At 63.8% G+C, this 23034-nt stretch carries 17 protein-coding genes; 14 read left to right on the forward strand and 3 right to left on the reverse strand.

Going from position 1 to position 23034, the window contains the following annotated elements:
* Positions 1-300 precede the first annotated feature (300 nt).
* The 12 genes from ACP153_RS21610 (at position 301) to ACP153_RS21665 (ending at position 12769) form a co-directional block, all read left to right on the forward strand.
* On the forward strand, positions 301-1329 hold the full coding sequence (locus ACP153_RS21610) for a replication initiator protein A (RefSeq protein WP_424973107.1): 1029 nt from the start codon (positions 301-303) through the stop codon (positions 1327-1329).
* Between the two features lie 166 nt (positions 1330-1495).
* On the forward strand, positions 1496-2050 hold the full coding sequence (gene rfbC / locus ACP153_RS21615) for a dTDP-4-dehydrorhamnose 3,5-epimerase (RefSeq protein ID WP_424973090.1): 555 nt from the start codon (positions 1496-1498) through the stop codon (positions 2048-2050).
* A 3-nt stretch (positions 2051-2053) separates the two neighbouring features.
* Positions 2054-3094, forward strand: a complete 1041-nt coding sequence (gene rfbB / locus ACP153_RS21620) for a dTDP-glucose 4,6-dehydratase (protein WP_424973091.1) — start codon at positions 2054-2056, stop codon at positions 3092-3094.
* Positions 3095-3107: 13 nt separating this feature from the next.
* Positions 3108-3842, forward strand: a complete 735-nt coding sequence (locus ACP153_RS21625; RefSeq protein WP_424973092.1) for a sulfotransferase family 2 domain-containing protein — start codon at positions 3108-3110, stop codon at positions 3840-3842.
* Entirely contained in the window at positions 3842-4915 is a 1074-nt protein-coding gene (locus ACP153_RS21630) for an acyltransferase family protein (protein WP_424973093.1), read from the forward strand. Before ACP153_RS21625 ends, ACP153_RS21630 begins: the two co-directional genes overlap by 1 nt.
* On the forward strand, positions 4912-5772 hold the full coding sequence (rfbD, locus tag ACP153_RS21635) for a dTDP-4-dehydrorhamnose reductase (RefSeq protein WP_424973094.1): 861 nt from the start codon (positions 4912-4914) through the stop codon (positions 5770-5772). The genes ACP153_RS21630 and rfbD overlap by 4 nt, the downstream gene beginning before the upstream one ends.
* Positions 5773-5815: 43 nt before the next feature.
* Positions 5816-6646, forward strand: coding sequence for a sulfotransferase family 2 domain-containing protein (locus tag ACP153_RS21640; RefSeq protein ID WP_424973095.1), 831 nt, complete (start codon positions 5816-5818; stop codon positions 6644-6646).
* Between the two features lie 31 nt (positions 6647-6677).
* Positions 6678-7544, forward strand: coding sequence for a glucose-1-phosphate thymidylyltransferase RfbA (gene rfbA, locus ACP153_RS21645; RefSeq protein ID WP_424973096.1), 867 nt, complete (start codon positions 6678-6680; stop codon positions 7542-7544).
* A 139-nt stretch (positions 7545-7683) separates the two neighbouring features.
* Complete coding sequence (locus ACP153_RS21650) at positions 7684-8547, forward strand: NAD-dependent epimerase/dehydratase family protein (protein ID WP_424973097.1); 864 nt, start codon at positions 7684-7686, stop codon at positions 8545-8547.
* Positions 8544-9155, forward strand: coding sequence for a sugar transferase (locus ACP153_RS21655; protein WP_424973098.1), 612 nt, complete (start codon positions 8544-8546; stop codon positions 9153-9155). The genes ACP153_RS21650 and ACP153_RS21655 overlap by 4 nt, the downstream gene beginning before the upstream one ends.
* Before the next feature lie 183 nt (positions 9156-9338).
* The gene (locus tag ACP153_RS21660; RefSeq protein ID WP_424973099.1) at positions 9339-11996 is read left to right on the forward strand and encodes a glycosyltransferase; all 2658 of its coding nucleotides are present in this window, start codon (positions 9339-9341) and stop codon (positions 11994-11996) included.
* Positions 11993-12769 carry a sulfotransferase family 2 domain-containing protein gene (locus tag ACP153_RS21665; protein ID WP_424973100.1) on the forward strand — a complete coding sequence of 259 codons (777 nt, stop codon included), beginning with the start codon at positions 11993-11995 and terminating at the stop codon, positions 12767-12769. Before ACP153_RS21660 ends, ACP153_RS21665 begins: the two co-directional genes overlap by 4 nt.
* A 54-nt stretch (positions 12770-12823) precedes the next feature.
* On the opposite strand, the gene ACP153_RS21670 is transcribed toward ACP153_RS21665, so the two are convergent.
* Positions 12824-15187: a right-handed parallel beta-helix repeat-containing protein gene (locus ACP153_RS21670; protein ID WP_424973101.1), complete on the reverse strand. Its 2364-nt coding sequence runs from the start codon at positions 15185-15187 to the stop codon at positions 12824-12826.
* Between the two features lie 688 nt (positions 15188-15875).
* On the opposite strand from ACP153_RS21670, the gene ACP153_RS21675 reads away from it, so the two are divergent.
* Positions 15876-19520 (forward strand): hypothetical protein, encoded by a 3645-nt coding sequence (locus tag ACP153_RS21675; protein WP_424973102.1) that lies wholly within the window; start codon positions 15876-15878, stop codon positions 19518-19520.
* Between the two features lie 200 nt (positions 19521-19720).
* Here the strand turns inward: ACP153_RS21675 and ACP153_RS21680 are convergent, their stop codons facing one another.
* Complete coding sequence (locus ACP153_RS21680) at positions 19721-20752, reverse strand: glycosyltransferase family 2 protein (RefSeq protein WP_424973103.1); 1032 nt, start codon at positions 20750-20752, stop codon at positions 19721-19723.
* A gap of 193 nt (positions 20753-20945) precedes the next feature.
* On the opposite strand from ACP153_RS21680, the gene ACP153_RS21685 reads away from it, so the two are divergent.
* The gene (locus ACP153_RS21685) at positions 20946-21494 is read left to right on the forward strand and encodes an acyltransferase (protein ID WP_424973104.1); all 549 of its coding nucleotides are present in this window, start codon (positions 20946-20948) and stop codon (positions 21492-21494) included.
* A gap of 179 nt (positions 21495-21673) precedes the next feature.
* Here ACP153_RS21685 and ACP153_RS21690 read toward each other — a convergent pair whose 3' ends face one another.
* A complete protein-coding gene (locus ACP153_RS21690) occupies positions 21674-22591 on the reverse strand; it encodes a glycosyltransferase family 2 protein (protein ID WP_424973105.1) in 918 nt (305 codons plus the stop codon).
* Between the last annotated feature and the right edge of the window lie 443 nt (positions 22592-23034).

A 23034-nucleotide genomic window follows, 5' to 3' on the forward strand; every position in this document is an offset into this window, starting at 1 on the left:
ATCCGGGGGGTTCCTGCCCTTACAGGAGCCTGATCTCGAGGCGGAGAGATTTTTTCTGCCTGTTAGAGTCGTGTTATATATGTGTTAAGCGATTGGTCGTTTTTGAGAAGCCCTTTTATTTGCAGGCTTTTTTGATCCTGATTTTGCTCTGCCCGACTCTGAACCCCCGATAAAGCGACTCTGATCCCACGCTCGCCCGACTCCGAACCCCCGATGCCAGCGGTTGCGCGGCGCTGTGGATAACCCTAGCGTGGCGTCAATAAAACCACGATAAATCTGAGTCGAGCAGTGACATCAGACCTGACAGCCTCTCGCAGCCCCTCCCGCAGGGGGCTCGCGCCGGACCGATATGCGCAGGCGGATTTCTTCGTCTGCGATATCTTTGACGCGATCCCCAAGGATGATCTGGCGACCATGGAGCATCCGGTGTTCTCGCTGGCCACGCGGCCGGATCGCCGGGTGCTGAGCTATGCCCATAACGGGGTGGAGATCGAGGTGACGCCCAGCGTCAAGGGGCTGGCCACGATCCATGACAAGGACATCCTGATCTTCTGTATCAGCCAGCTCATGGCGGCGCTGAATGCGGGGCAGGCGGTGAGCCGCACGCTCCAGATCAAGGCCCATGATCTGTTGGTGGCGACCAATCGCGAGACCTCGGGCGATGCCTATCGGCGGTTGCGCGAGGCGTTCGAGCGGCTGGCGGGGACACGGATCACCACCAATATGGAGACCGGCGGTCAGGAAGTGACCCGGGGCTTTGGCCTGATCGAGAGCTGGGAGATCGTGCGCAAGGCCCGCGGCGGGCGCATGGTCTCGGTCAGTGTGACGCTCTCGGAATGGCTCTTTCGGGCGGTGGTGTCGAAGTCGGTCCTGACGCTGAGCCGGGATTACTTTCGCCTGCGCAAACCGCTGGAGCGGCGGATCTACGAGCTGGCGCGCAAGCATTGCGGGCGGCAGGCGCGCTGGGTGGCCTCGGTGGATCTCCTGTTGAAGAAGTCCGGTTCGGCCAGCCCACGCCGGGTGTTCCGCAAGATGCTGCGGGACATGATCGCCGCCGATCATCTGCCGGATTACGAGATGGCCGAGCTGCCCGGGGACAAGATCGCCTTCTCCCTGCGCGGTGGGCTGGTGGAGGAGGCGGGCCCAACCCTGCCACCCCTGGCCGGTGAGACCCTCGACGAGGCCCGCGCCCTGGCGCCCGGCTGGGATGTCTATGCGCTGGAGGCCGAATGGCGCGCCTATTGGGCGAGCTCGGGCCGCCCGCGCCTGCGCAGTGCCGACAAGGCGTTTCTGGGCTTTGTGCGCGCGCGGATGGGGCAGGAGAGCTAGCCCGCCTGAACCGCGGGCCCCGGACCTGTTGTGCAACTGCGGCATATCGCGAGAACCGGGGCGTTTCGCGTGCCGTCGCAGTGACTCCCTTTGGGGCGATTGGTATATTCTGCCGCGACCGGAGGGTAGTCCTCTGTTTTAAAGTCACTATTTTACGAGGTTCCCGGTGAAAATCGAAGACACCCCCTTGCCCGGTGTGAAAATCCTGACCCCGGCCCGGTTCGGGGATGACCGTGGGTTCTTTTCCGAAAGCTACTCTCGGCGGGTTCTGGCCGATCACGGCATCACTCTGGATTTCGTGCAGGACAACCACTCCATGTCCGCGCAGGTGGGGACGGTGCGCGGCCTGCACTTTCAGTCACCCCCCCATGCTCAGGACAAGCTGGTGCGTTGCGGGCGCGGGCGCCTGTTCGATGTGGCGGTGGATATCCGCAAGGGCTCGCCCAGCTATGGCCAGTGGTTCGGCACCGAGCTGAGCTTCGAGAATGGCCGCCAGCTTCTGGTGCCGGCGGGATTCCTCCATGGGTTTGTCACACGCGAGCCCGATACAGAGATTGTTTACAAGTGTTCTGATTATTATGCGCCCGACTGCGATGGCGCGGTTCATTGGGACAGTTGCGGCATCGACTGGGCCTTTGACGGGGATCCGATGATCTCGCCCAAGGATGCGGCCGCCCCGGCGCTCGCCGATTTTGACAGCCCGTTTGAGTACGAGGGATAAGGTATGAAACTTCTGGTAACCGGCGGCGCGGGCTTCATTGGCTCCGCGGTGGTGCGGCAGGCGATCCGTGATGGCCATAGCGTGGTCAATCTCGATGCGCTGACCTATGCGGCCTGTCTCGACAATGTGGCCAGCGTCTCGAACGCGCCGGGCTATGTGTTCGAGCAGGTGGATATCCGCGATCGGGCCGAGCTTGACCGGGTCTTCGAGACCCACAAGCCCGATGCGGTGATGCATCTGGCCGCGGAATCCCATGTGGACCGCTCGATCGACGGGCCGGGGGATTTCATCGAGACCAATATCACCGGCACCTATCAGCTGCTGGAGGCTGCGCGCAGCTATTGGACGGGGCAGGGCAAGCCCGAGGATTTCCGCTTCCACCATATCTCGACGGATGAGGTGTTCGGCTCTCTGGGGGCCACGGGCCAGTTCACCGAAGAAACACCCTACGATCCGCGCAGCCCCTATTCGGCCTCCAAGGCCGCGTCGGACCACCTGGTGCGCGCCTGGCACGAGACCTACGGGCTGCCGGTGGTGATGACCAATTGCTCGAACAATTACGGCCCCTTCCATTTCCCGGAAAAGCTGATCCCGGTGATCATCCTCAAGGCCCTGGCGGGTGAGCCCCTGCCGATCTATGGCGATGGCTCCAATGTGCGCGACTGGCTCTATGTGGAAGACCATGCGGATGCCCTGCTGACCGTGGTGCAGAAGGGCGAGCTGGGCCGGTCCTATAATATCGGCGGCGAGAATGAGCGCACCAATCTCGAGCTCGTGCAGACGCTCTGCGAGATCCTCGACGAGCTGCGCCCGGGGCCAGCGCCTTATGCCGAGCAGATCACCTTTGTCACCGACCGTCCGGGCCATGACGCGCGCTATGCGATCGACCCGACCCGGATCGCCACCGAGCTCGGCTGGCGCCCCTCGGTCACCGTGGAACAGGGTCTGCGCAAGACCGTGGAATGGTATCTGGCCAATGAGGCCTGGTGGCGCGCCCTGCAGGATCGCGACGGTGTCGGCGCCCGGTTGGGTGTAAAGGCCTGAGGGGGGCGGGGCGGTGCCGTTCTTCCGCCTGCGTCAGCAGCTGATCTATTTCGCCCATGTGCCGAAATGCGCGGGCACCTCGGTGGAGGCTTATCTCCAGCGCCGCTTTGGCGCGCTCGCCTTCCGCGATCAGTTCCACTACCGCGATCCCGGTCCGCGCTGGACCGTGACCTCGCCCCAGCATGTGACCGCCGCGGATCTGGAGCGGTTGATCCCGGTGAAATACTTCGCCGCCCGCTTCACCGTGCTGCGCCACCCGGTGCCGCGTCTGGTCAGCGTGTTCCGCTTCCAGCGCGACTGGGAGCAGCGGATCCCCCCCGAAACCCGGCTCAGCGCCTGGCTCGAAGATCTGCGCGCCAAGGGCGGGGCGGACCCCCATGCCTTTGACAATCACCTCCTGCCCATGAGCGCCTTTGTCCCCGAGGGCACGGATGTCTTCCGGCTCGAGGAGGGGCTCGCCCCGGTCGTCACCTGGCTCGACCGCCTGCAGGGGGAGGAACTGGCCCCCCGGGAGATGCCGGTGATCAACACCCATGGTGGTCTCATGGCCAAGCGTGGCAGCCAACCCGCCCCGGTCACCGTGACCCCGGCGGATCGCGAGATGATCGCCGAGCTTTATGCCGAGGATTTCTCCCGCTTCGGCTATGATCCGGCGAGCCTGCCCCTGGAGCGGCCCCGGACCGAGCAGCCGCTGCCCCCCAAACCCAAGCCCAGGCCTTCTGAGCCCCCAATCCAGGAGACGCTCTGATGATCAGTCTGCGCGATGCCCCCCGGCTGGAGGCGCGCTCCCGCGGCCGGGACAACCATTTCAACCTGATCCGGATGTGCGCCGCCTCGGGCGTGCTCATTTCCCACGCCTATCCGATCGCCCTGGGCCCCGAGGCCGTGCAACCGCTCTTTCTGCTTCTGGGCAAGACCCTGGGCACCGTTTGCGTCTATGTCTTCTTCGCAATCTCCGGCTTCTTCATCGCCAAGAGCTTTGATCGGGGGCACAGCCATACCCGGTTCCTCGAAGCGCGCGCCCTGCGCCTCTTTCCGGCGCTGATCACGGTGCTGGTGCTGACGGTCGTCTTTGCCGGGCTGTTTCTGACCACCGCGCCTGCGGGGGTCTATTGGGCCGATGTGCCGGGCTACCTGATCCGCAACCTGACCCTTGTCAGCCTCGACTATGATCTGCCGGGTGTCTTCGAGACCGTGCCTTACGGGCCGCCGATCAACGGCTCCCTCTGGACGCTGTTTTACGAGGTGGTCTGCTATGGCGGGGTGTTCCTGGCCGGGCTTTTAGGGCTGCTGCGCAAACCGCGGCTCTTTGCTCTGGCCTTCTGCCTGGTGGTGATGGCCTGTGTCGTGACCCCGCATTTGCCCGTCCATGGCAAGCTGGTGGCCCTTGCAAAACTGGCGCTGCCCTTTGCGATCGGCACAGCGCTCTATGTCTGGCGCGTCCATGTTCCGATGCATTGGAGCCTTGCCCTGGGGCTGGTGGTGCTGGCGGTGCTGGCCCATGGCAGCCCGGTCGCGGAGGTGCTCTTCGTGCTCGCCCTGTCCTATGGGGTGCTCTGGCTGGGGCTGGCCCAGATGCCGTCCCTGCTGGCCTATAACCGGCTCGGAGATTACTCCTACGGGATCTATATCTACGCCTTCCCGCTGCAGCAGCTCGCGGCCTCCATGGGAGCCGTCACGCCGCTCAGCAATATGGCGGTGGCCTTCCCCCTGACCCTGATTTGCGCCGTGCTCTCCTGGCATCTGGTGGAAAAGCCGGCCCTGCGGCTGGTGCGTCCGAGCCAGCCCGTGGATGCGGCTCTGAAAAAGGTGAATTCATGACGATACTGGTATTCGGAGAGACCGGGCAGGTGGCCCGGGAATTGGCGGCACGCGCCCCGGAGGCGGTCTATCTCGGGCGCGGGGCGGCGGATCTGTCGGATCCGGCGGCCTGTGCGGCAGCCTTGCGCGCGGCCAACCCCTCGGTGGTGATCAATGCGGCCGCCTATACGGCCGTGGACAAGGCCGAGGAAGAGGAAGCCCTCGCCACCACCATCAATGGGGCGGCCCCCGGGGCCATGGCCGAAGCGGCGGCCGAGCTCGGCGTGCCCTTCGTCCATATCTCGACCGATTACGTCTTCGACGGCGCGGGCACAGCACCTTTTGCGCCCGATGCGCCGGTGGCCCCGCTTGGCGCCTATGGCCGGTCGAAACTGGCAGGCGAAGAGGCCGTGCGGGCCGCGGACGGGACCCATGCGATCCTGCGCACCTCCTGGGTGGTTTCGGCCCATGGCAATAATTTCGTCAAGACCATGCTGCGGCTCGGGGCCGAGCGTGAGAGCCTGACCATCGTCGCCGATCAGGTGGGCGGGCCCACTGCGGCGGGTGATATCGCGGCGGCCTGTCTGGCCATCGCCGAGCAGCTGATCGCCGATCCGGGCAAATCCGGGACCTATCACTTCTCGGGCAGTCCGGATGTGAGCTGGGCCGATTTCGCCCGGGAGATCTTTGGCCAGGCGGGGCTTGACTGCGCGGTCACCGATATCCCCTCGGCGGCCTATCCGACCCCGGCCAAGCGGCCCTTCAATTCGCGTATGGACTGCACCAGCCTCGAGACCAGCTTCGGCATTGCCCGACCCGACTGGGCCGAGAGCCTGAGCGCGATCCTCTCCGATCTCGGGGTGACGCCCCAGCCATGACCTGCGCGCCGGAGCATTGTCCTCGGGTCCTGGAGCCCGGCCCATGACGGCCCCCGGTGATCCCGGGGTCTCCCCCCGTCTCTTGCGCCATGCGCGGGGCCAGCTTGTCACCCTGGCCAAGAACGGGCCCCATGTGACGGCGGCGACCCAGGCGCTGGTCCATTACCCCACGGGCGCGGTCTATAGCTTCATTCCCAAGAATGCCTGCTCGACCCTGCGCTACAGTCTGGCCCTGGCCAATGGCTGCATTGCGGGCCCCGAAGACTGGGCCTGGATCCATCCCAATAACGGCACCTTCCGGGCCTCCCTGCGGGAGCTGGTGACTGCGCCCTACACCTTCGTGGTGCTGCGCTGCCCCTATGCCCGGCTGGCCTCGGTTTTTCTCGACAAGATCGTCGGGCGCTATCCGGATTTCTGGGGGCTGCACCGGCTCACCGGGGACAAGCTTGACCCGGAAAAGACCAGTTTCCGGCAGTTCGTCACGACTCTGGGCAAGTACAAGGCCCTGACCAAGAACATCCACTGGCAACCCCAGAGCGATTTTCTGGTCTATGAGACCTATGATGATGTCTTCGCGCTTGAGCAGTTCGGCACGGCGGTGGAGGCTCTGGCCGCCCGCGGCATCGCCGTGGCCGATGCCCGCCCCCTGACCAGGCATGGCACGAGCCATCTGGCTCAGGAGGATGGCGAGTTTGCCGATGCGCCGATCCACCGGCTGGCAGCCATGAAACGGCAGGGCAAGGTGCCCGCCCATCGCGCGCTCTATGATGAGGCGCTGGTGGCGCGTGTTGCGCGGCTCTATGCCGAGGATATCGATCTCTATGCACGCTTGTGCCGGGCGGAGGATATGCTCTTCCCGCCCAAGGCGGGCTGATGTTTTCCCTTATGAAGAGGCTGTTTTTTCCATGACACAACGCAAAGGCATCATTCTGGCCGGGGGCTCCGGCACGCGGCTCTACCCGATCACGATCGGGGTGTCGAAGCAGCTTCTGCCGATCTATGACAAGCCGATGATCTATTACCCGATCAGCGTGCTGATGCTGGCGGGGATCCGCGAGATCGCGATCATCACCACGCCGCAGGATCAGGAGCAGTTCCAGCGCACCCTGGGCGATGGCAGCCAATGGGGCGTGAGCTTCACCTATATCGTGCAGCCCTCGCCCGATGGTCTGGCCCAGGCCTATATCCTGGCCGAGGAGTTCCTGGCCGGGGCGCCCTCGGCCATGGTGCTGGGCGACAATATCTTCTTTGGCCATGGCCTGCCGGATCTGATGGCCGATACCTCCGATGAGGGCGGGACCGTCTTCGGCTATCACGTGGCCGATCCGGAACGCTACGGGGTTGTGGCCTTTGACGAGGCCGGGTCCGTCAAGCAGATCATCGAGAAACCCGAAGTGCCGCCCTCGAATTACGCGGTGACGGGGCTCTATTTCCTCGATGGCTCTGCACCGGAGCGCGCCCGGGCGGTCACGCCCAGCGACCGGGGCGAACTGGAGATCACCACCCTGCTGGAGATGTATCTCGGTGAGGGGATTTTGAACGTCAAACGCATGGGGCGGGGCTATGCCTGGCTTGATACCGGGACCCATGGCAGCCTGCTCGATGCGGGGAATTTCGTACGCACCCTGGAGCGGCGGCAAGGGCTGCAGACCGGCAGCCCCGATGAGATCGCCTATGAGCAAGGCTGGATCACGGCCGCCGAGCTGCAGGCCCGGGCCGACAAGTTCCGCAAGAACAACTACGGGGAATACCTGGCCGATCTGCTGAACTAGGCGGGGTTCTGGCGCGGGGTATGGGGCCCTGCGGTGCGCCCGTGGTGGGGGCAGGCGCCTCCGGCGGGGATATTTACAGACTTAAGTTGGGCCCGGTGGCGTCAGAGCCGCCGGGCTGAACTATGGGGGAGGGCGGATCATGGTGCGGGTGCTGGTTCTGGGCGCGACCGGGCGGTTGGGCGGAATGCTGCGCCGTCACTGGGATGCGCCCGGTTTAGAGCCGCTTTGGCAGGCCCGGCAGGGGCATGATCCCGGCGCGGGCGCTTGGGTCATGTTTGACCCCCGCACGGATCCGCTGGCCCTGGCCGAGGCCTGTGCTGCGGTGGATGTGGTGCTGGATCTCGCCGGGCCGGTGCCGGGGCCCGGGCGCGTGGTCGAGAGTTTTGCCGCCATCCCACCCCTGGCGCGGGCGGTGGCCCATGGGGTGCGGGTGGCCGGGGGCAAACCGCTTCTCTGGGCGTCTTCGGCAGCGGTTTACGGCGCGCGGGCGCGCTGCCACGAGGCGGATCCGCTGGCCCCTGTGAGCGAGTATGGCCGGGCCAAACAGGCGGCTGAGGCGGCTCTGGCCGGGCTGCCCGGGGCCTCTGCCCTGCGGATCGGCAATGTGGCCGGGGCGGATGCGCTTTTGTCCGGGGCCCATCCGGGGGTGGCGGTGACACTGGACCGGTTCGCCGATGGCTGCACCCCGCTGCGCAGCTATCTCGGGCCGAAAACCCTTGCAGAGACCCTGTTTCAGCTGGTGATCCGGGCGGCGGAGGCCCCTTTGCCGCCGGTTCTGAACCTGAGTGGACCCGGGCCGGGGGTCGCCATGGGAGATCTGCTGGAGGCAGCCGGGATCGGGTGGCAGGCTCGCCCGGCGCCCGAGACGGCCCTGCCGGAGGTGGTGTTGGACACAGCGCGACTGGCGGGGCTGGTGCCCTTGTCGCCGGAGACCGGGACCGCACCGCGGATCGTGGCGGAATGGCGCGCGGATCAAGCCGCTCATCGGGAGGCCATGTCATGAGCCCGGGCAAGCGGATTTTCGATATCGCCCTGGCACTCGTGCTGGCGCTGGTGCTGGGCCCGGTGATCGCGGGGCTGGCGCTGTGGCTGCGGATCACCCAGGGCGCGCCGGTTTTCTATGCCTCCGAGCGGATGACCACGCCGGAGCGGGGCTTCACCCTGTGGAAGTTCCGCACCATGACCGTGGCTGTGCGCGACAGCGGGGTGTCCGGCGGTGACAAGGCGGCGCGGATCACCCCGGCGGGGCGCTGGTTGCGGCGCACCCGGCTCGATGAGCTGCCCCAGCTCTGGAACATCCTGCGCGGGGATCTGAGCTTTGTCGGCCCGCGCCCGCCCTTGCGGGAATATGTGGAGCGATTTCCCGAAACCTATGCCCAGGTCCTGCAAAGCCGCCCCGGGGTGACGGGGCTCGCGACGCTGGTCTATCACGCCCATGAGGAGTGGTTGCTCGCGGGTTGCGCCGATGCCACCGAGACCGATGCGGTCTATGCCCGGGCCTGCGTGCCGCGCAAGGCGCGCCTCGATCTGATCTATGCGACCCACCGCTCGGTCTGTTTCGATCTGGCGCTGATCTGGCGGACCGCGGCGCGGGTCTTTCGTCGGGTTTAGGGACAGATCCGCCTCTCGGAGCGCCTCTGTTAAGAAAATGCCGCGTTGCGGCAGGCTCGCTCATGGACAGCTTGGAACCTGCCGGGTACACCGCATGGTACGAAGGACGCCTGAGCGGTATATGGCGATTTTTTCGATCACGAATAAGACGGGATTTTACCTGTGTTCAATCGCCTCCGAGGGTTGTTCCATCGTTACGCAGACCGGCATCTGACCCTGGATTGCCCGGGCTTTCCCCTGGATCCAGCCGGGGGCGAGATCCCCATGGGGCATGTGGATCGGGTCGAGGTGCGGGGCAACCGGGTTCATGTGCTGGGCTGGAGCACGGCAGATCGAGTCACCCTGTTCTGGGAGGGCGGAGAAGACAGCCGTCGGCCGCATATCCCGCGGGAGGATGTGGCCAATGCGCTCGGTCTGAACCGCTATACCGGGTTCATGCTGGATGCGCCGCTCCATGCTTTTCCTTTCCAACTGCAGATCCACGCCCATGGGGTCGCGCAGACACCGCAACCGGTGGCGACCCTGACCCTGGAGGGGATCGGTCGGGCCCGGGCGCGTTTGCGCAGAAAGTTTCTCGGGGTGCTGACCGGGCTGGTGCCCACCATTCTGGGCTATGCGCTGCACCGTGACCCCATCCGCCGGGATCAGATCAAGCGGCGCCTGGGGCTCGAAGCCGTGCCGGAAGCCGGCCCGATGGAGACCGCGCTCTTTACCTTTGTCGAAGGGGATGCGGTCACCTATCCCACGGATGTCCCGATCACGGTCATCATGCCGGTCTATAACGCCTTTGAGCTGACCCAGGCAGCATTGGAGCGGGTGGCCACCCATACGGATGTGCCCTGGCATGCGGTGGTGATCGAGGACTGCTCCACGGATCCGGAGGTTCGGCCCTGGCTGCGGGACTGGGCTGCGGCCCAGAATGCCGCCCATCCCGGGCGGGTCACCCTGCTGGAGAACGAGACCAATCGCGGCTTTATCGGCAGTGTGAACCGGGGCTTTGCCGCAGCACTGGAGCGGGGCGATCACGTGGTCCTGCTGAATTCCGACGCGCTTGTGCCCGAGAACTGGGCCAGCCGCTTGATCCGCCCGATGATCCAGCATGAGGATGTGGCCACGGTCACCCCCATGTCGAATGACGCGGAAATCTTCTCGGCCCCGGTGATGTGTGTGCGCAGTGTGCTGGACCCGGGGGAGGCGGATGCGGTGGACCGTGTGGCGCAGACCTTCCATCCCGAGGCCACCTTGTCCGTGGCACCGACCGGGGTCGGGTTTTGCATGGCCATGCATATCGACTGGCTGCGCAAGATGCCCACGCTCGATCCCATTTTCGGGCGCGGCTACGGAGAAGAGGTCGACTGGTGCCAGAAGGTCCGGGCGCTTGGTGGGCGGCATCTGGGCCTGCCCGGGCTTTATGTGGAGCATCGCGGCGGTGAAAGCTTCGGCTCGGCCGAAAAGATCAAGCTGGTGCTGAACAACAATCAGATCGTGTCCCATCGCTATCCGAATTACGACCGGGAGGTGCAGAGCTTCATCAAGGCGGACCCGTTGATCACTCCGCGGGTCGCTTTGGCGATTGCCCTGTTGGCCGAGCGGGCCCGGGTGGCGGAGGTTGCCGTGCCGATCTATCTCGCCCATTCCCTGGGCGGGGGCGCGGATGACCATCTGGAGACCCGCATCGAGGCCGAGCTGCCCCTGACAAAGGGCGCGGTGATCCTGCGCGTTGGCGGGCCGCGACGCTGGCAGGTCGAGGTGATCACCAAGACCGGGCGGGTCTCTGGCGGGACGGATGCCTTTGAGTTTGTGCAGGCGCTTCTGGCGCCCCTCGGCGCGCGGCGCATTGTCTATTCCTGCGGGGTCGGGGATCTGGATCCGGTGGGGCTGCCGGAATGTCTGCTGACCTTGCGCCGGGATCCGGCCCTTGTGGAGGGCCTGCCCGACGAGATCGAGATCCTGTTTCACGACTTCTTTGCGCTCAGCCCGTCCTACTGCCTGTTGGACAGTGATGGCGCTTATCGCGGTCTGCCAGAGCTCGGGACCGAGGATCCGGCCCATCAGATTGTCCGGCCCGATGGCAGCCGCGTGGACCTGTCCGGGTGGCGCGCGGCCTGGGGCGGGCTTCTGGAGGCGGCCGATCAGGTGACGGTCTTTTCTGCGGACAGCCGGGATCATGTGCTGCAGGTCTATCCGGCGGTGGCCAGCACCATCCAGGTGCAACCCCATGATCTGCTGACGGCGGTGCCGGAACTGCCAGCCGCTCCGCCAGATGCCCGTCCGGTGGTCGGTGTGCTCGGCAATATCGGTTTCCAGAAAGGGGCGCAGGTCGTTCAGGATCTCGCCCGGCGTCTGGAACGCGCTGGCGCGCCCTCCAACGGCGCAGCTGCAGCGGAGCCTGGGGCCGAGACCGATACGGCCAACGATGCCAAAGCAGAGATCGGGCTGGTGCTGATCGGCAATATCGACCCGGCCTATGGGTTGCCAGCCAGCGCGCCCGTCCATGGGACCTACCGGATCGCGGAGCTTGATCAGCTGGTCGCGAAATACGGTGTGACCTGTTGGCTGATCCCTTCGATCTGGCCCGAGACGTTTTCCTATACCACCCATGAGGCACTGGCCACGGGGCTCCCGGTCTTTGCCTTTCATCTCGGCGCACAGGGCACGGCCGTCGCGCGGGCCGAGAATGGCCATCTGATCCATTTCGACCCATCCGCGGATCTGGCGGAGATCGTGCAGGCCACGATCGCCGATGTCATGCGTCCGGAGGCGCCCTCTGCGGACGGTCCCGCGACGCAGGCCCCGGTCGAGGAGAGCGCTGCAAGTGAAGGTGTCGCGATTTCCAAATGACGCTCAGCCCCGAATGCCCCCTGGTCTTTTTGCATATTCCCAAAACCGCGGGGCAGACCATCCATGAGGCGCTGACCGGTCTTGCCAAGCCGGAGGAGATCTCGCCGGTCCGGTTGCACAGTCAGGCAGCGCCGGGACCGGCACAGATGCCACCGGGATACAGTCTCTATTCCGGGCATCTGGACTGGGTTGATCTCGAGGCCCTGCCCGAGGCCCGTTTTGCCTTCACGGTGTTGCGCGATCCGTTCGAGCGGCTGGCCTCCTATTACCTTTATGTGCTCAAGCGTGCCCAGGAGCGGGCCGATGAAGTGCTGGAACAGCCCAGCCCCCCCCATCTGCGCGGGTTGCGCCGGATCCTGACCGTCTCGACGGAGGAGTATTTCTTCGGGGGCGATGCGGAATGGCAGGCCTTCATCCGGGCCCATTACGACAATTTCTACACCAGCTATTTCGCCACGCGGCGCATGCTGGGCTGGGATGCGGTGCAAGCCATGGATGAGGACAGTGCCGTTGCAGCCGCTCTGGCCAATGTCCCGCGTCTGAACCGGATTTATTCGATCCGGGATCTCGGGGCGCTGGAGCGGGATCTGGCGGAGCGCGGTCTCGGTGTCTCGGTGACAGACAAGTTTCACCGGGTCTCGGAAGGAGCCTTGCAGGATCGCCGTTGGCCGATCCTGACGGATCGGTTCGAGAGCGATGCGGGCATTCGGAAGCTGGAAGCCTTCGCCCTGCGGGACGAGTTATTCCTGCACGAGCTGGCGCTGCAAGTCTGACGACCCGGGCGGGCCGAACCGGATCCCGCAGAGTGCGGGACCCGGTCTGGCGCGTTACAGCGCCATATCCGCAGGCTCGCTCAGAAGCGTGCTCTCGGTGGCGGCGGTCTGGTCCTCGCCAATCAGAAGGCTCTGATTGTCATCGGATGTGACGAGATTGTTCTCGGTCAGCCAGGCCCAGAGCGTGTCGATATCCCAGGCCCCGCTTTGCAGCATGAGGATGGGGATCAGATCCGCATCCGTCTGCTCCTGGCCCTCGCTCTCGTCGATTTCCTCCGAGATCGGCACCACATCCGGCTCCTGGACCTCGTCCGTCGGACCAGCCGGATTTTCTCCGGGCAGTGTGTCGTCATAGACGATGGAGGGCGGAACCGTCATTTCAAAGCTGTCGACAACCCCCTTGGCGCTCTTGCTCCAGCTGGCGCCGCCCAGCGTCATGGAGTGATGACCCAGGGGCGGGGTGGTGCCGGTCGCGGTGGTTTGTGCCAGAACCGTGCCATCGACGGACAAAGACATGGTCTCGGCCAGCCCATCGAAATTCAGGCTGATATCATGGGACACCCCGGCCTCGATCTGGCCCCGGGCCGTGGCCATCTTGAAGGTGCCTTCATCGGTGACCACCACGGCGCTCAGGCTGCCATCGGCATTGACGGTGATGCTGAAGGCGCCGCTCAGGGCCAGAAGCGTCCCTGCGGCGGAGCCTCCATCCATGGTGAAGCCCAGATCGATCTGGAACGTGTCCAGATTGAAGATCTGATCATTCTCCCGGGTCACTGCGAGGCGGCTGCTGCCATCCAGTCGGAAACCATAGCCATTCTCGGTTCCGACAATGCCGTTATTGACGGCGCCGGAGACGACGAGATCCGACTCCCAATGCGAGCTGTCCGAAACACCGCCGGGACCAAACACCAGGGACAGGTTCTCGGTGGAGAGGACCTCGACCAGGCGGGTGCTTTCATGGATTTGCCCATCGGCCGTCTTCAGGCGCAGGGTCACACTGTGGATGCCGGGATCATTGAAGGTATGTTCCGCAACCAGACCCATGCGCACGGTGTTGTCGCTGAAGATCCATGTGATCTCGGTCGTGTCCGGATCGACCCTTTGGCCGCCGACGACGCTGTATTCCGCCGAGACGCCCACACCCAGCCGGTTCCCGACCAGATCATACTGATAGATCAGGACGGATTCGTCGTCGCTGCTGACCAGGGTCTCGGTGCTCATGGCCGCGCCATAGGTCCCGTATAGGGGGCTGTTGGGCAGGAATTGCAGATCGGCAAGAGTGCCGTCCCCGAGGCCCGAGAGGTTCAGCACATGGTTCCCGACAAAGGTCTCGGAGGCGGGATCGGTGTAGTTCACCAGATAGTTGTTGCCCTTATAGGCCTTGTCATTGATCGAGATTGACCCGGTCACATTCTTCGAGATTTGCGCTTCGGGCAGGTTCGTGACGATGATTTTGGGCGCGCTGGAGATCTCGGGGCTGTTCGTATTGCTCTGGGTGGTGGCGCCGGTATTCCACAACAGGGTGTTGTTGTAGATTTCGGCGCCCTGGGTATCCGAGAGCCCGATGCCCTGGGGCATGCCGCTATAGATCACGTTATCGTGGATCTCGATGTCCTGATAATACCCTTGGGTGCTGAACTCCTCGTTGCGGATGAAGATGCCCTGAGAGGCCGCGCCGTTGCCCGCATCGAGCAGATTGTGGCTGATGACCACATTCGAGGTGAGCAGCTTCGCATTGGTGCCCCAGATCTGGATCATGTCCGTATGGTTCACATCCTGGGAAGATCCGTGGAAGTCATGCATGTTGTTATGGGAGATCACCACATCCTGGATCCCGCCACCCCGCATGCCGTCGGACTGGATGCCCGAGATGTCGTTATGGCTGATATCGAGGCCTTTGACCTCACGATAGACGATCCCGTTATTGTAGTCCGTCATCGTGTTGTGGCTGAAGGTGATGTTGGTGCTGTCGCGCAGGGAGACGGCGTTCTCGCCGATCTCGACACCATTGGTTTTCGTCAGAAACCCGCCCGCATCGCTTTCCATCGTGTTGCCCACGATCTCGATCATGTCGGAGCTGCTGACATTCACATCAGAGAGCCAGCTTGGTCTGGTCTCGCCATATTCCCCGCTATTGATGTCCATGCCCGTGATGGTGATGTGGGAGGCTTGCTGGACAAACACCTGCAGCACTTCGGGGGGTGTGTCCTCATCCAGTGGTTTGATGAGGATCGGACTCTCGGCGCTCCCGACTTTGGTGGCTGAGATCATGTAGGGCCCGGCATTGCCATCCAGTAGGATGGTCCCGCCATTGCCTTCAGACAGTTTGGTGAGTGCTTGGGTGAGTGCTTCGTCGGACGCCACGACAATGGTCTCGGAGTCAAAGCCATCACGTGCCGTATAGAGTGCAGTGTGCATTAGGTGTTCTTCCTGGTTCGCATTTGTCGGCAGCGCTGCACACCAAACCAACACGGCATGCAAAAGCACTAGCATCACCCGGCTGAATGCGTTCAGAGAGACGCTTTTCTTAGGCTGGATTCTGTCCAAAGGGGGGCTGCCTTATAAAAAACACGTCTTTTTTTAAGACATTTGGCTTGTAGGCAAGCGGCGCCTTGGGTTGGAGACGAGGCGGGCAGGAATCTGCTACATTTTGTTAACACTGTGCTCTGGGCACCTCATAAATATGCGCGTCTTACTCGATCTGCTCTATCCTGTTGCATCTTGTGAATTTTATATGGCGAGATGGCGCCCTTGCCGTGGAAACCTGACCCTGGGGCACTGGTTCATCCCTGTTCTGCTGATGAGCCTTCTGGGCGGGACGCTCGGCTCCGCGGGGGAGCTTGGCCGCGATGCGCAAATCGCAAACGACCGTGCGCTTGCTTATCGTGACGCTAACCAAACTGAGCAATCACTATGGCCTGTTCTTTCAGGCAGTCCCGGGGCCATGCATGTGGTGCCTGTGTCAGACATGGCTGCAGCTTCCTCCGCAACAGCGGGGACAGCCTGGTCTGTCTCCGCCCCGACCAGGTCGTACCAGATGCAGATCAACCTCGCCAATCCATTCTCGATATCGTCAATGGACAACACAAATGCTTCAGATCCGTCCATGGCTTCGCCCTTCGTGGAGCCGCCGGCGATCATACCGGATCTGGTCGAGCTGGGCGATATCGTGACATTGCAAGCCGGCGTGTTGGCCCCGGGGGCGAGCTTTGAGCAGACGCGGCTGTTCCTCGACGATGCCAATGTGACCGGGGCGCTCACGACCCAGACCGACGGAACGGCGACCTATGTCACCACCGAGCCGGGCCGGCTGACCTGGCGCGTCATCGCCAGAAATGCCGCGGGCAATCTCTCGACACTAGAGCGCTCGGTGATGGTCACCGCGATCTCCACCGATCTTCCGGAAGCGACATTGCTGCGTGCCATGACGCCCGGCGTGGCCGCTCCGGGGCCCTTCTCGGACGGTCTGGTGGTCGGGTTGATCGGCGACACACAGAGCGCAGAGGTCGAGCTGGCCGCGACGGCCGCCTCTGGCGCCAATGGCCAGACCCTGGAGGTCCGCGTGGTGTCGCAAGAGGGCGATACCGAGCAGGTTGGCTGGACGCCTCTGGGGACCGTCTTCGGCGGCGCTGTGTCTGGAACAGTCTCTGTTCCGAAGTCTACGGGCTGGAACAAGGTGCAGATGCGCTATGCCAGCGACCCCGATACGGTCTGGGAAGATACGACCAAATGGGGCGTGGGCTATAAAGTGCTGCTGCTGGGTCAGTCCCAGGTGGTGATCATGCTGCGTCAGGCGCTCAGCCTGCATGATATGCAGCATCCCGGGACGGCGTCTTACTATGACAACCAGGATGCGGCCCCGATCTTTGGTCTGATCGATACCAACACCGCAGGCGGCGGTCTGCAGGCGATGGTCGACCAGTTCCGCGCCTTCGACCCGGACACGCCGCTGATGCTTGTGCGTGAGGCGATCCCCGGCCAAGGCACGCTGGATCTGGTTGATGACAGCCGTCCCGGGCGGACATGGGCAGACATGCAGGAACGCGTGGACGCCTATGGCGGCGACTACACGGCAGTTGTGCAGATGTGGCCCTCGGAAGACAGCGGGGATTTCTCTAACGATGCAGAGGCTCCTTACCGGATCCTCATTGGCGACACGGACTGGATCGCCCAGAGCCCCTATGCGGCGCAGGTGGACCACACCCTCGCGGATGTTCTGGAGCCCGGTTATGTCTTCGCCCAGCACCCGGCAACGCGGCACAAATACAGCCTGGGCGACATGCGGGCGAGCGAGATCGCGGTGGCAAATGCCTATGGCCTGCCCGTTGGTCCGCCGATTGTGGACTTCCAGCTCGAATGGTTGGGCAACAGGCTCGACAATGGCCACCCGGAACCGGAAGGCCCCGGCAATATCCGCTTTGGCGCCCGTCTGGGGGTCACGCTGGCGCGGGCCCTGGGGCTCGATACCTCGCAAAACCCCTATATCACCGGCACGGCCGAGTTGAGTGCGGATGGCACATTCCTCATTGTCCCCCTGACCCCGATCAATGGGGGCTCCATGTATGCGATCGAGCCGAGCGATCTGGCGGGCTGGCGCGTGGATAACGACCCGAACGGGTTTGTGGCGGAGCTTCACGGCAACAGCGTCTGGCTTGTGAAAGACAGCGGTACATGGTCCCCGGGCGCGACAGTTTCCAAGGTCAGCAACCTGACGATCAACACCGCAGACACGGCAGCCGAGGAGATCCGGATCACGCAAGGCGAGGTCTATGAGACCTGGGCGCCTGATATTCTCGGTCTTGGTATTCCGGTGCACGGTGTGCAGGTGGGCGGCCAGTGGACCCTGCCGTCCCTCAGCGTCACCTCTGGGGCGGTTGCGGGATCTCAAACCGCCTCGGCGCCGGATGCTTTCGCGGCAGCGGACTGGACGGCCACGGATGCGGCCAATGGCGGAGGGGTCGATATCGCGATTGCACGCCTCCCGAAAACAAACGGCGCGCCCCTCACGACCCTGGAGTACCGCATCGACGGCGGGGCATGGACCGACGCGGGCGGGGTCGGGGATTTCACCCTGACAGGTCTCGCGGTGGATACGGAGATCGATCTCCAGCTTCGTGTGGTCAACGCAACCGGAGCCGGGTCGGCGAGCGATACCAAGAGCGCCACCCCGACAGGCACGGCGGCCCTGACCGGGTTCCTCCGCGCCTTTGGGAGCGCGACACTCGGGGACGACCAGACCGCGCTCGACGATTTCGCGCCGGTTGGCTCCATGCTGGCCGAGGTCATGGCGAATGCAGCGGCCCCGGGCGGGCAGGCGCTGGCTTTCTACAAGACATCGGGCAATCTCAACGAGCTGACCGATACGGCGGTGACCGAGGCGATCTCGCCCGGGTTCACGACACTCACGGTCGAAGGGGCGTTCAGAACGTCCTCCTCGGGAAGTGACCGGTACTTCATCGGCTCTCGGAAAGGCGCAACCCGGATGACGGGTCTCTTTTTCAGCGGCGATCATGTGTTCCTGGTGACGGATCTGGACGCCGGAACCCTGGATTATGGGGTCGGCGCACGCCCGTTCCTGTTCCAGAACAGCGGGCCGCAGCAGGATATTGCGTTCAAGCTGGAGATCACCGGCGATACGATCCGCGGCAAGGCCTGGCCCCTCTCGGGCAGCGAGCCGGTGGATTGGGTCGAGATCACCACCTCGGATAACAGCGATATCACCGTGGACAGCTTTGGCCTCTTCGCGCGCACCAATGGCACTGCGGCAACGGCCGGGCAGCTCTACTGGTATGACGTCGCCGTATCAGAAACGGCCGCCGCGTCGGCAGCCAGCCCCGAGAGCTTTGCGGTGGCGGATTGGTCTGCCCAGGATCTTGCCAATGGCGGTGACATCCTCGTCACGATCCAGAGCCTGCCGAATGCCAATGGGGCGCCGATCCTCGGTCTGGAGTACCGTGTGGATGGCGGGGCCTGGACCAATGCAGCAGGTCTGGGAGATTTCACCATCTCGGGCTTGCCGGTGGATGCCCCTGCGAGCATCGCGCTGCGGGCCCTCAACGGGATCGGCGCGTCTGCTGCCAGTGACACCAAGACCGTGACCCCCACCGAGGCCACGCAAGCGTCCGATTACGATTACTTGCGGAGCTTCGAGGCCGCGGGTTTGGGGGATACCCAGCTGCAACTCGATGCGTTTGTTCCCGTGGGATCCATGAGCGCCGAGGTGGTGGCGAATGCGGCCGCACCGGATGGCAAGGCGCTCGCCTTCTGGAAGACGACCGGCAATCTGAACGAGCTGACGGACACGGATGTGGCCGCGCGCCTTTCGGGGGGCTTCTCGAGGCTGACAGTCGCAGGGGAACTCCGAACATCTGCGGGCGGCGGGGACCGGTATTTCGTCGGGCTTCGCACCGGGGGCGCGCGGATAACGGGTCTCTTCTTCAGCGGCGATCATGTGTTCCTGGTGACCGATATGGATGCGGGCACCCTGAATAACGGGGTCGGGGGGCGGCAGTTCCTGCTCCAGGGCATCGGCGCGCAACAGAATGTCCGCTTCGCCTTCGAGATCTCGGGCGACACGGTTCAGGCAAAAGCCTGGCCTTCCTCCGCCGCCGAGCCTGCGGGCTATACGAACACGATCACCACGTCAGATAGCAGTGTGATCACCGCCGACAGCTTCGGTCTGTTCGCCCGGACCAATGGCAGTGTGACAAGCGCGGGCCAGCTCTATTGGTACGGGGTCGATCTCGACTAGGGGCCGCGCGTCGCACCTGACAACGCCGGGTGCGGCGCGGATCCGAAGGCCGGAATGACGGCCCAGGTCCAAGAGAGCCGGGTCATCATCGCCCAGAACCAGGGAGCGCAGGACTGCGTTCCCTGACAGTGCAAAAGGCCTGGCAGGGGGAGAAAGGGCCGATCCCTGATCCCAGGCGGCACTTTCTGCAAGGAAGCGGTTCAGCTCGGCCGGGCGTCGGAAAAGGCCTGGGCCATGGCCGCGGCGTCCAGTCTTTTGGGCACATCGGCCGGGGGTTGGCGTTCAAACCCACCTCTCAGCGTGGCGATGGCTTCGGGACGGAAGCCCTTGAGGGCCAGCTGTGCGGCCTTGGCGATCGTAAAGGCCCAGGCCGTTGGCAGACTGAGCGGGCGGAAGCGTTTGATAAAGCGCAGCCGTGCACGATGCTTGAAGTAGAGCGAGAAGGATGAGGCCGGCCGACCCAGGGTCGGTGAGCCGATCGCGGTCCCGGCCTTGTGATACACAATCGCCTCAGGGCACATGGCCAGGCGCAGAGCGCCCCGTCTGAGCGCCCAATCCACCTCTTCATAATAGAGGAAATAGCTCTCATCCATCGGCCCGACCTGATCATAGAACTGGCGGGTGACAACCATGCTGGCCCCGGGGATGAACTGCATCTGTTCGCCATCCGGAGCAGCGGTATCCGCAAATTTCGAAAACAGGTTCAGGTTGCTGGTCACCCCGGTGAGCCAGTTGATGGTGCCGCCATCATTCTGGATGGTGTCCGGGGTGTTATAATAGAGAATGCGGGCCGCCATCATGCCCCAATCCGCGGGCGTGTCGTGGCGGGACAGCGCGCCGGGTGTTTCCGGGGTCACCACACTGTCGGGGTTCAGAACCCAGAAACGCGTCACCTCGGGGCGGGCGGCCAGATGCGCGAGCCCCCGGTTGACCCCTCCGGCAAAGCCCGCATTGACGCCCGTATCGATCAGGGTGATGTGATGACCGTCTTGCCCGAGGGCCGCGTCCGGATCATGGATCGTGATCGGCTTGGGCGTCGCGGTGATTTCCAGGGGGCTGTCCTTGGGGCAGAGATAGGCCTTGTCGCCCGAGGCCCAGGACGCGATCCGCGCCAGCGTATCGTCATCGGACGCGTTATCCACAACCACAATTTCAAGCTGGACATCCGAGGCCGCGAGCAGGCTTTCCAGGCAATCCAGGATCTCGTCAGCGGCGTTAAACGTTACGATCACAACACCTAGTCTAGAATTGGCCATACTCTTTTGCGATCCTGTGTGGGAGTGGGTAACAACCTATTGGCTAGCTTGGGTTCGAGTTAAAGTCGACAGAAAATCAAGGGCTCGGAAACGTCCGGATATAGGATGGAGTTAAGATGTCTCAGATACCTGAATCAAAGTTGAATATTTACGAAGAGAGGGGCTGAAAATGGCTTTGCAGTATACAGGCAAGCATTCCGACACGTTCATGGAAGCTGCCAAACGCTATGGTCTTTTGCCAACCATCCGCACGCGCTTGCGGGATCTGGTCCTGCTGGTGCGGCGCCTGTATCTTGTCAAAGTCTGGAAGATGGACATCCATCCCTTCACCCTGATCTCTCTGCAGGCCATTCTGGACCGGACCTATCCGCGGGGCATCCATGTCGCCGAAGGCACGGCGATTTCCTTTGATGCAGTGGTTCTGTCCCATGACCATATCGCGGGCAAACATACGGATACGCGGATCGGCAAATACTGCCAGGTCGGGGCCCGCAGCATGATCATGCCCGGTGTGACCATTGGGGATCACAGTGTGGTCGCGGCAGCGGCCATCGTCACAAAGGACGTGCCACCCAGATCCATTGTGGCAGGCAATCCGGCCCGGGTGATCCGCTCGAACATCATGACCACCAATTGGGGCAAGATCACCGAGACCGGCCACAAGCCCGGCGAAACCCCGCCGCCCCCTGAAGACACGCCAGAGACCGCCGCGTCCTGACCTGTTGGCGGGGCCAATGGGCGCATAACGACCGGCGGGAGGCTCTGCTCTGACGCCAGGGTTGCGCGTCGCTGAACCGGCCTCTCTTGCTGGTCTGTCGCCTCGGGTGGCGCACAGGCCCCCCAGATCGGGGGCCTTTCCGGGGGTCTTTTCCGGGGCAGGGGCGCACCGAGCGCTGTTCAGGACGCCAGATGCGCCCGGATGTATTGCAGGACCGCGCGCGGACGCATCCCGCCAAGCTTCAGGGCCATACGGGCCGCCGCGCGCGCCTCTTGCGGCTCTCCGATCGCGCGGAAGCGCCCGGCAACAATGCCCCATTGCAAGGCGCCCGCCTGAGGATGGGCGCGCAACAGGGTCTCGTGCTTGCGCAAGATGTCACGATGGGCCCAGGCCCAATTGGCCCGGGCATGGGTCAGGGAATTGTCCGAGAACCGCTGAACCACCAGCGCATCGGGCACGGGGAGTATCTGACCCACCTGCGACAGGCGCAGGGCCAATTCCCAGTCTTCCAGCGCGCGAAAACTCAGATCGAACAGCCCGAGATCCAGCAGAACATCTCGGCGCGCGATCAGGGTCTGCGTGCTGATGAGGCTGCGCTGGAGCAGAGCTTCGGTGATCTCCCCGGACGCATAGCCGCCCGCCGGGGCAAGACGCAGCACGGGATCGGGCCCCGCCAGATCCCCGGTGATGATCATCCCGCAATAGCTGGCCACGACGGACGGATCAGACAGGCAAGGCACCTGCCGTGACAGCTTTTCCGGCAGCCATATGTCGTCACTGTCTTGAAACGCGACCAGCGGGGCGCTCGCGGCCAGGATCCCTGTGTTGCGCGCGCCGGATGGTCCCGCATTGCTCCGGTGCCGCAAGACCCCGATGCGGGGATCGTCCAGTCCCATCGCAACCGCCACGGTCTCATCATCCGAGCCGTCATCAACAATGATCACCTCGAGATTGTCATAGGTCTGACCGAGCACCGAGCGGATCGCAACTTCGATGGTGGCGGCGCGGTTATAGGCCGGGATGACAACACTGACCTCCGGCGCCTCTACATCCGGCCTATGGCAGATGTCGACAGCATCGAGACTGCTGGTATCCATTTACTTTCTCTGCTGTTTTCGGTGGATTGCTTTCCCATCCATGACGGCATCAAACAATCTCATTTCAACCTGTGGCCTTCTGGGCATATGCGTGTGAAGGCAGCCAAAGCCTGAACGCTCAGGCAACACTACGCAGGCACAGGTATATGCCATCCTGCCGCGTTTGAAAGATGAAGCGACAGGATGCTCCCATATGCCGCTGCCTTTCGCAGGGCTGCCTTTTCTGGCGCTGGCCCGCCATCATCGCCAATCCGCTCTGGTCTGTGTCCTCAATGGGGGGGCGCGTGATCGCGCGGAAGACCGACGCGCGAGGGCGTTCGGGCTGTGCGGGGGCCGATGGGGGTGTCGCTCTTGCGTTTGGAACGCGCCCCCCGGTATCGCCCCCTGTAATCGGAATTATGTGAATTTAGCGCCCCCAGGGAGCCGTCATGCGGCGCTCTCAG

This window comes from Dinoroseobacter sp. S76 (genome assembly GCF_049801095.1).
In the GTDB taxonomy this organism is placed as follows: domain Bacteria; phylum Pseudomonadota; class Alphaproteobacteria; order Rhodobacterales; family Rhodobacteraceae; genus Dinoroseobacter.

Excerpts from the sequence above, each read along its gene's own strand:
- rfbB (WP_424973091.1), top strand. The coding sequence starts at position 2,054 with ATGAAACTTCTGGTAACCGGCGGCGCGGGCTTCATTGGCTCCGCGGTG.
- ACP153_RS21630 (WP_424973093.1), top strand. The coding sequence starts at position 3,842 with ATGATCAGTCTGCGCGATGCCCCCCGGCTGGAGGCGCGCTCCCGCGGC.
- rfbD (WP_424973094.1), top strand. The coding sequence starts at position 4,912 with ATGACGATACTGGTATTCGGAGAGACCGGGCAGGTGGCCCGGGAATTG.
- ACP153_RS21640 (WP_424973095.1), top strand. The coding sequence starts at position 5,816 with ATGACGGCCCCCGGTGATCCCGGGGTCTCCCCCCGTCTCTTGCGCCAT.
- rfbA (WP_424973096.1), top strand. The coding sequence starts at position 6,678 with ATGACACAACGCAAAGGCATCATTCTGGCCGGGGGCTCCGGCACGCGG.
- ACP153_RS21650 (WP_424973097.1), top strand. The coding sequence starts at position 7,684 with ATGGTGCGGGTGCTGGTTCTGGGCGCGACCGGGCGGTTGGGCGGAATG.
- ACP153_RS21655 (WP_424973098.1), top strand. The coding sequence starts at position 8,544 with ATGAGCCCGGGCAAGCGGATTTTCGATATCGCCCTGGCACTCGTGCTG.
- ACP153_RS21665 (WP_424973100.1), top strand. The coding sequence starts at position 11,993 with ATGACGCTCAGCCCCGAATGCCCCCTGGTCTTTTTGCATATTCCCAAA.
- ACP153_RS21670 (WP_424973101.1), bottom strand. The coding sequence starts at position 15,187 with ATGCACACTGCACTCTATACGGCACGTGATGGCTTTGACTCCGAGACC.
- ACP153_RS21675 (WP_424973102.1), top strand. The coding sequence starts at position 15,876 with ATGGCTTCGCCCTTCGTGGAGCCGCCGGCGATCATACCGGATCTGGTC.
- ACP153_RS21685 (WP_424973104.1), top strand. The coding sequence starts at position 20,946 with ATGGCTTTGCAGTATACAGGCAAGCATTCCGACACGTTCATGGAAGCT.
- ACP153_RS21690 (WP_424973105.1), bottom strand. The coding sequence starts at position 22,591 with ATGGATACCAGCAGTCTCGATGCTGTCGACATCTGCCATAGGCCGGAT.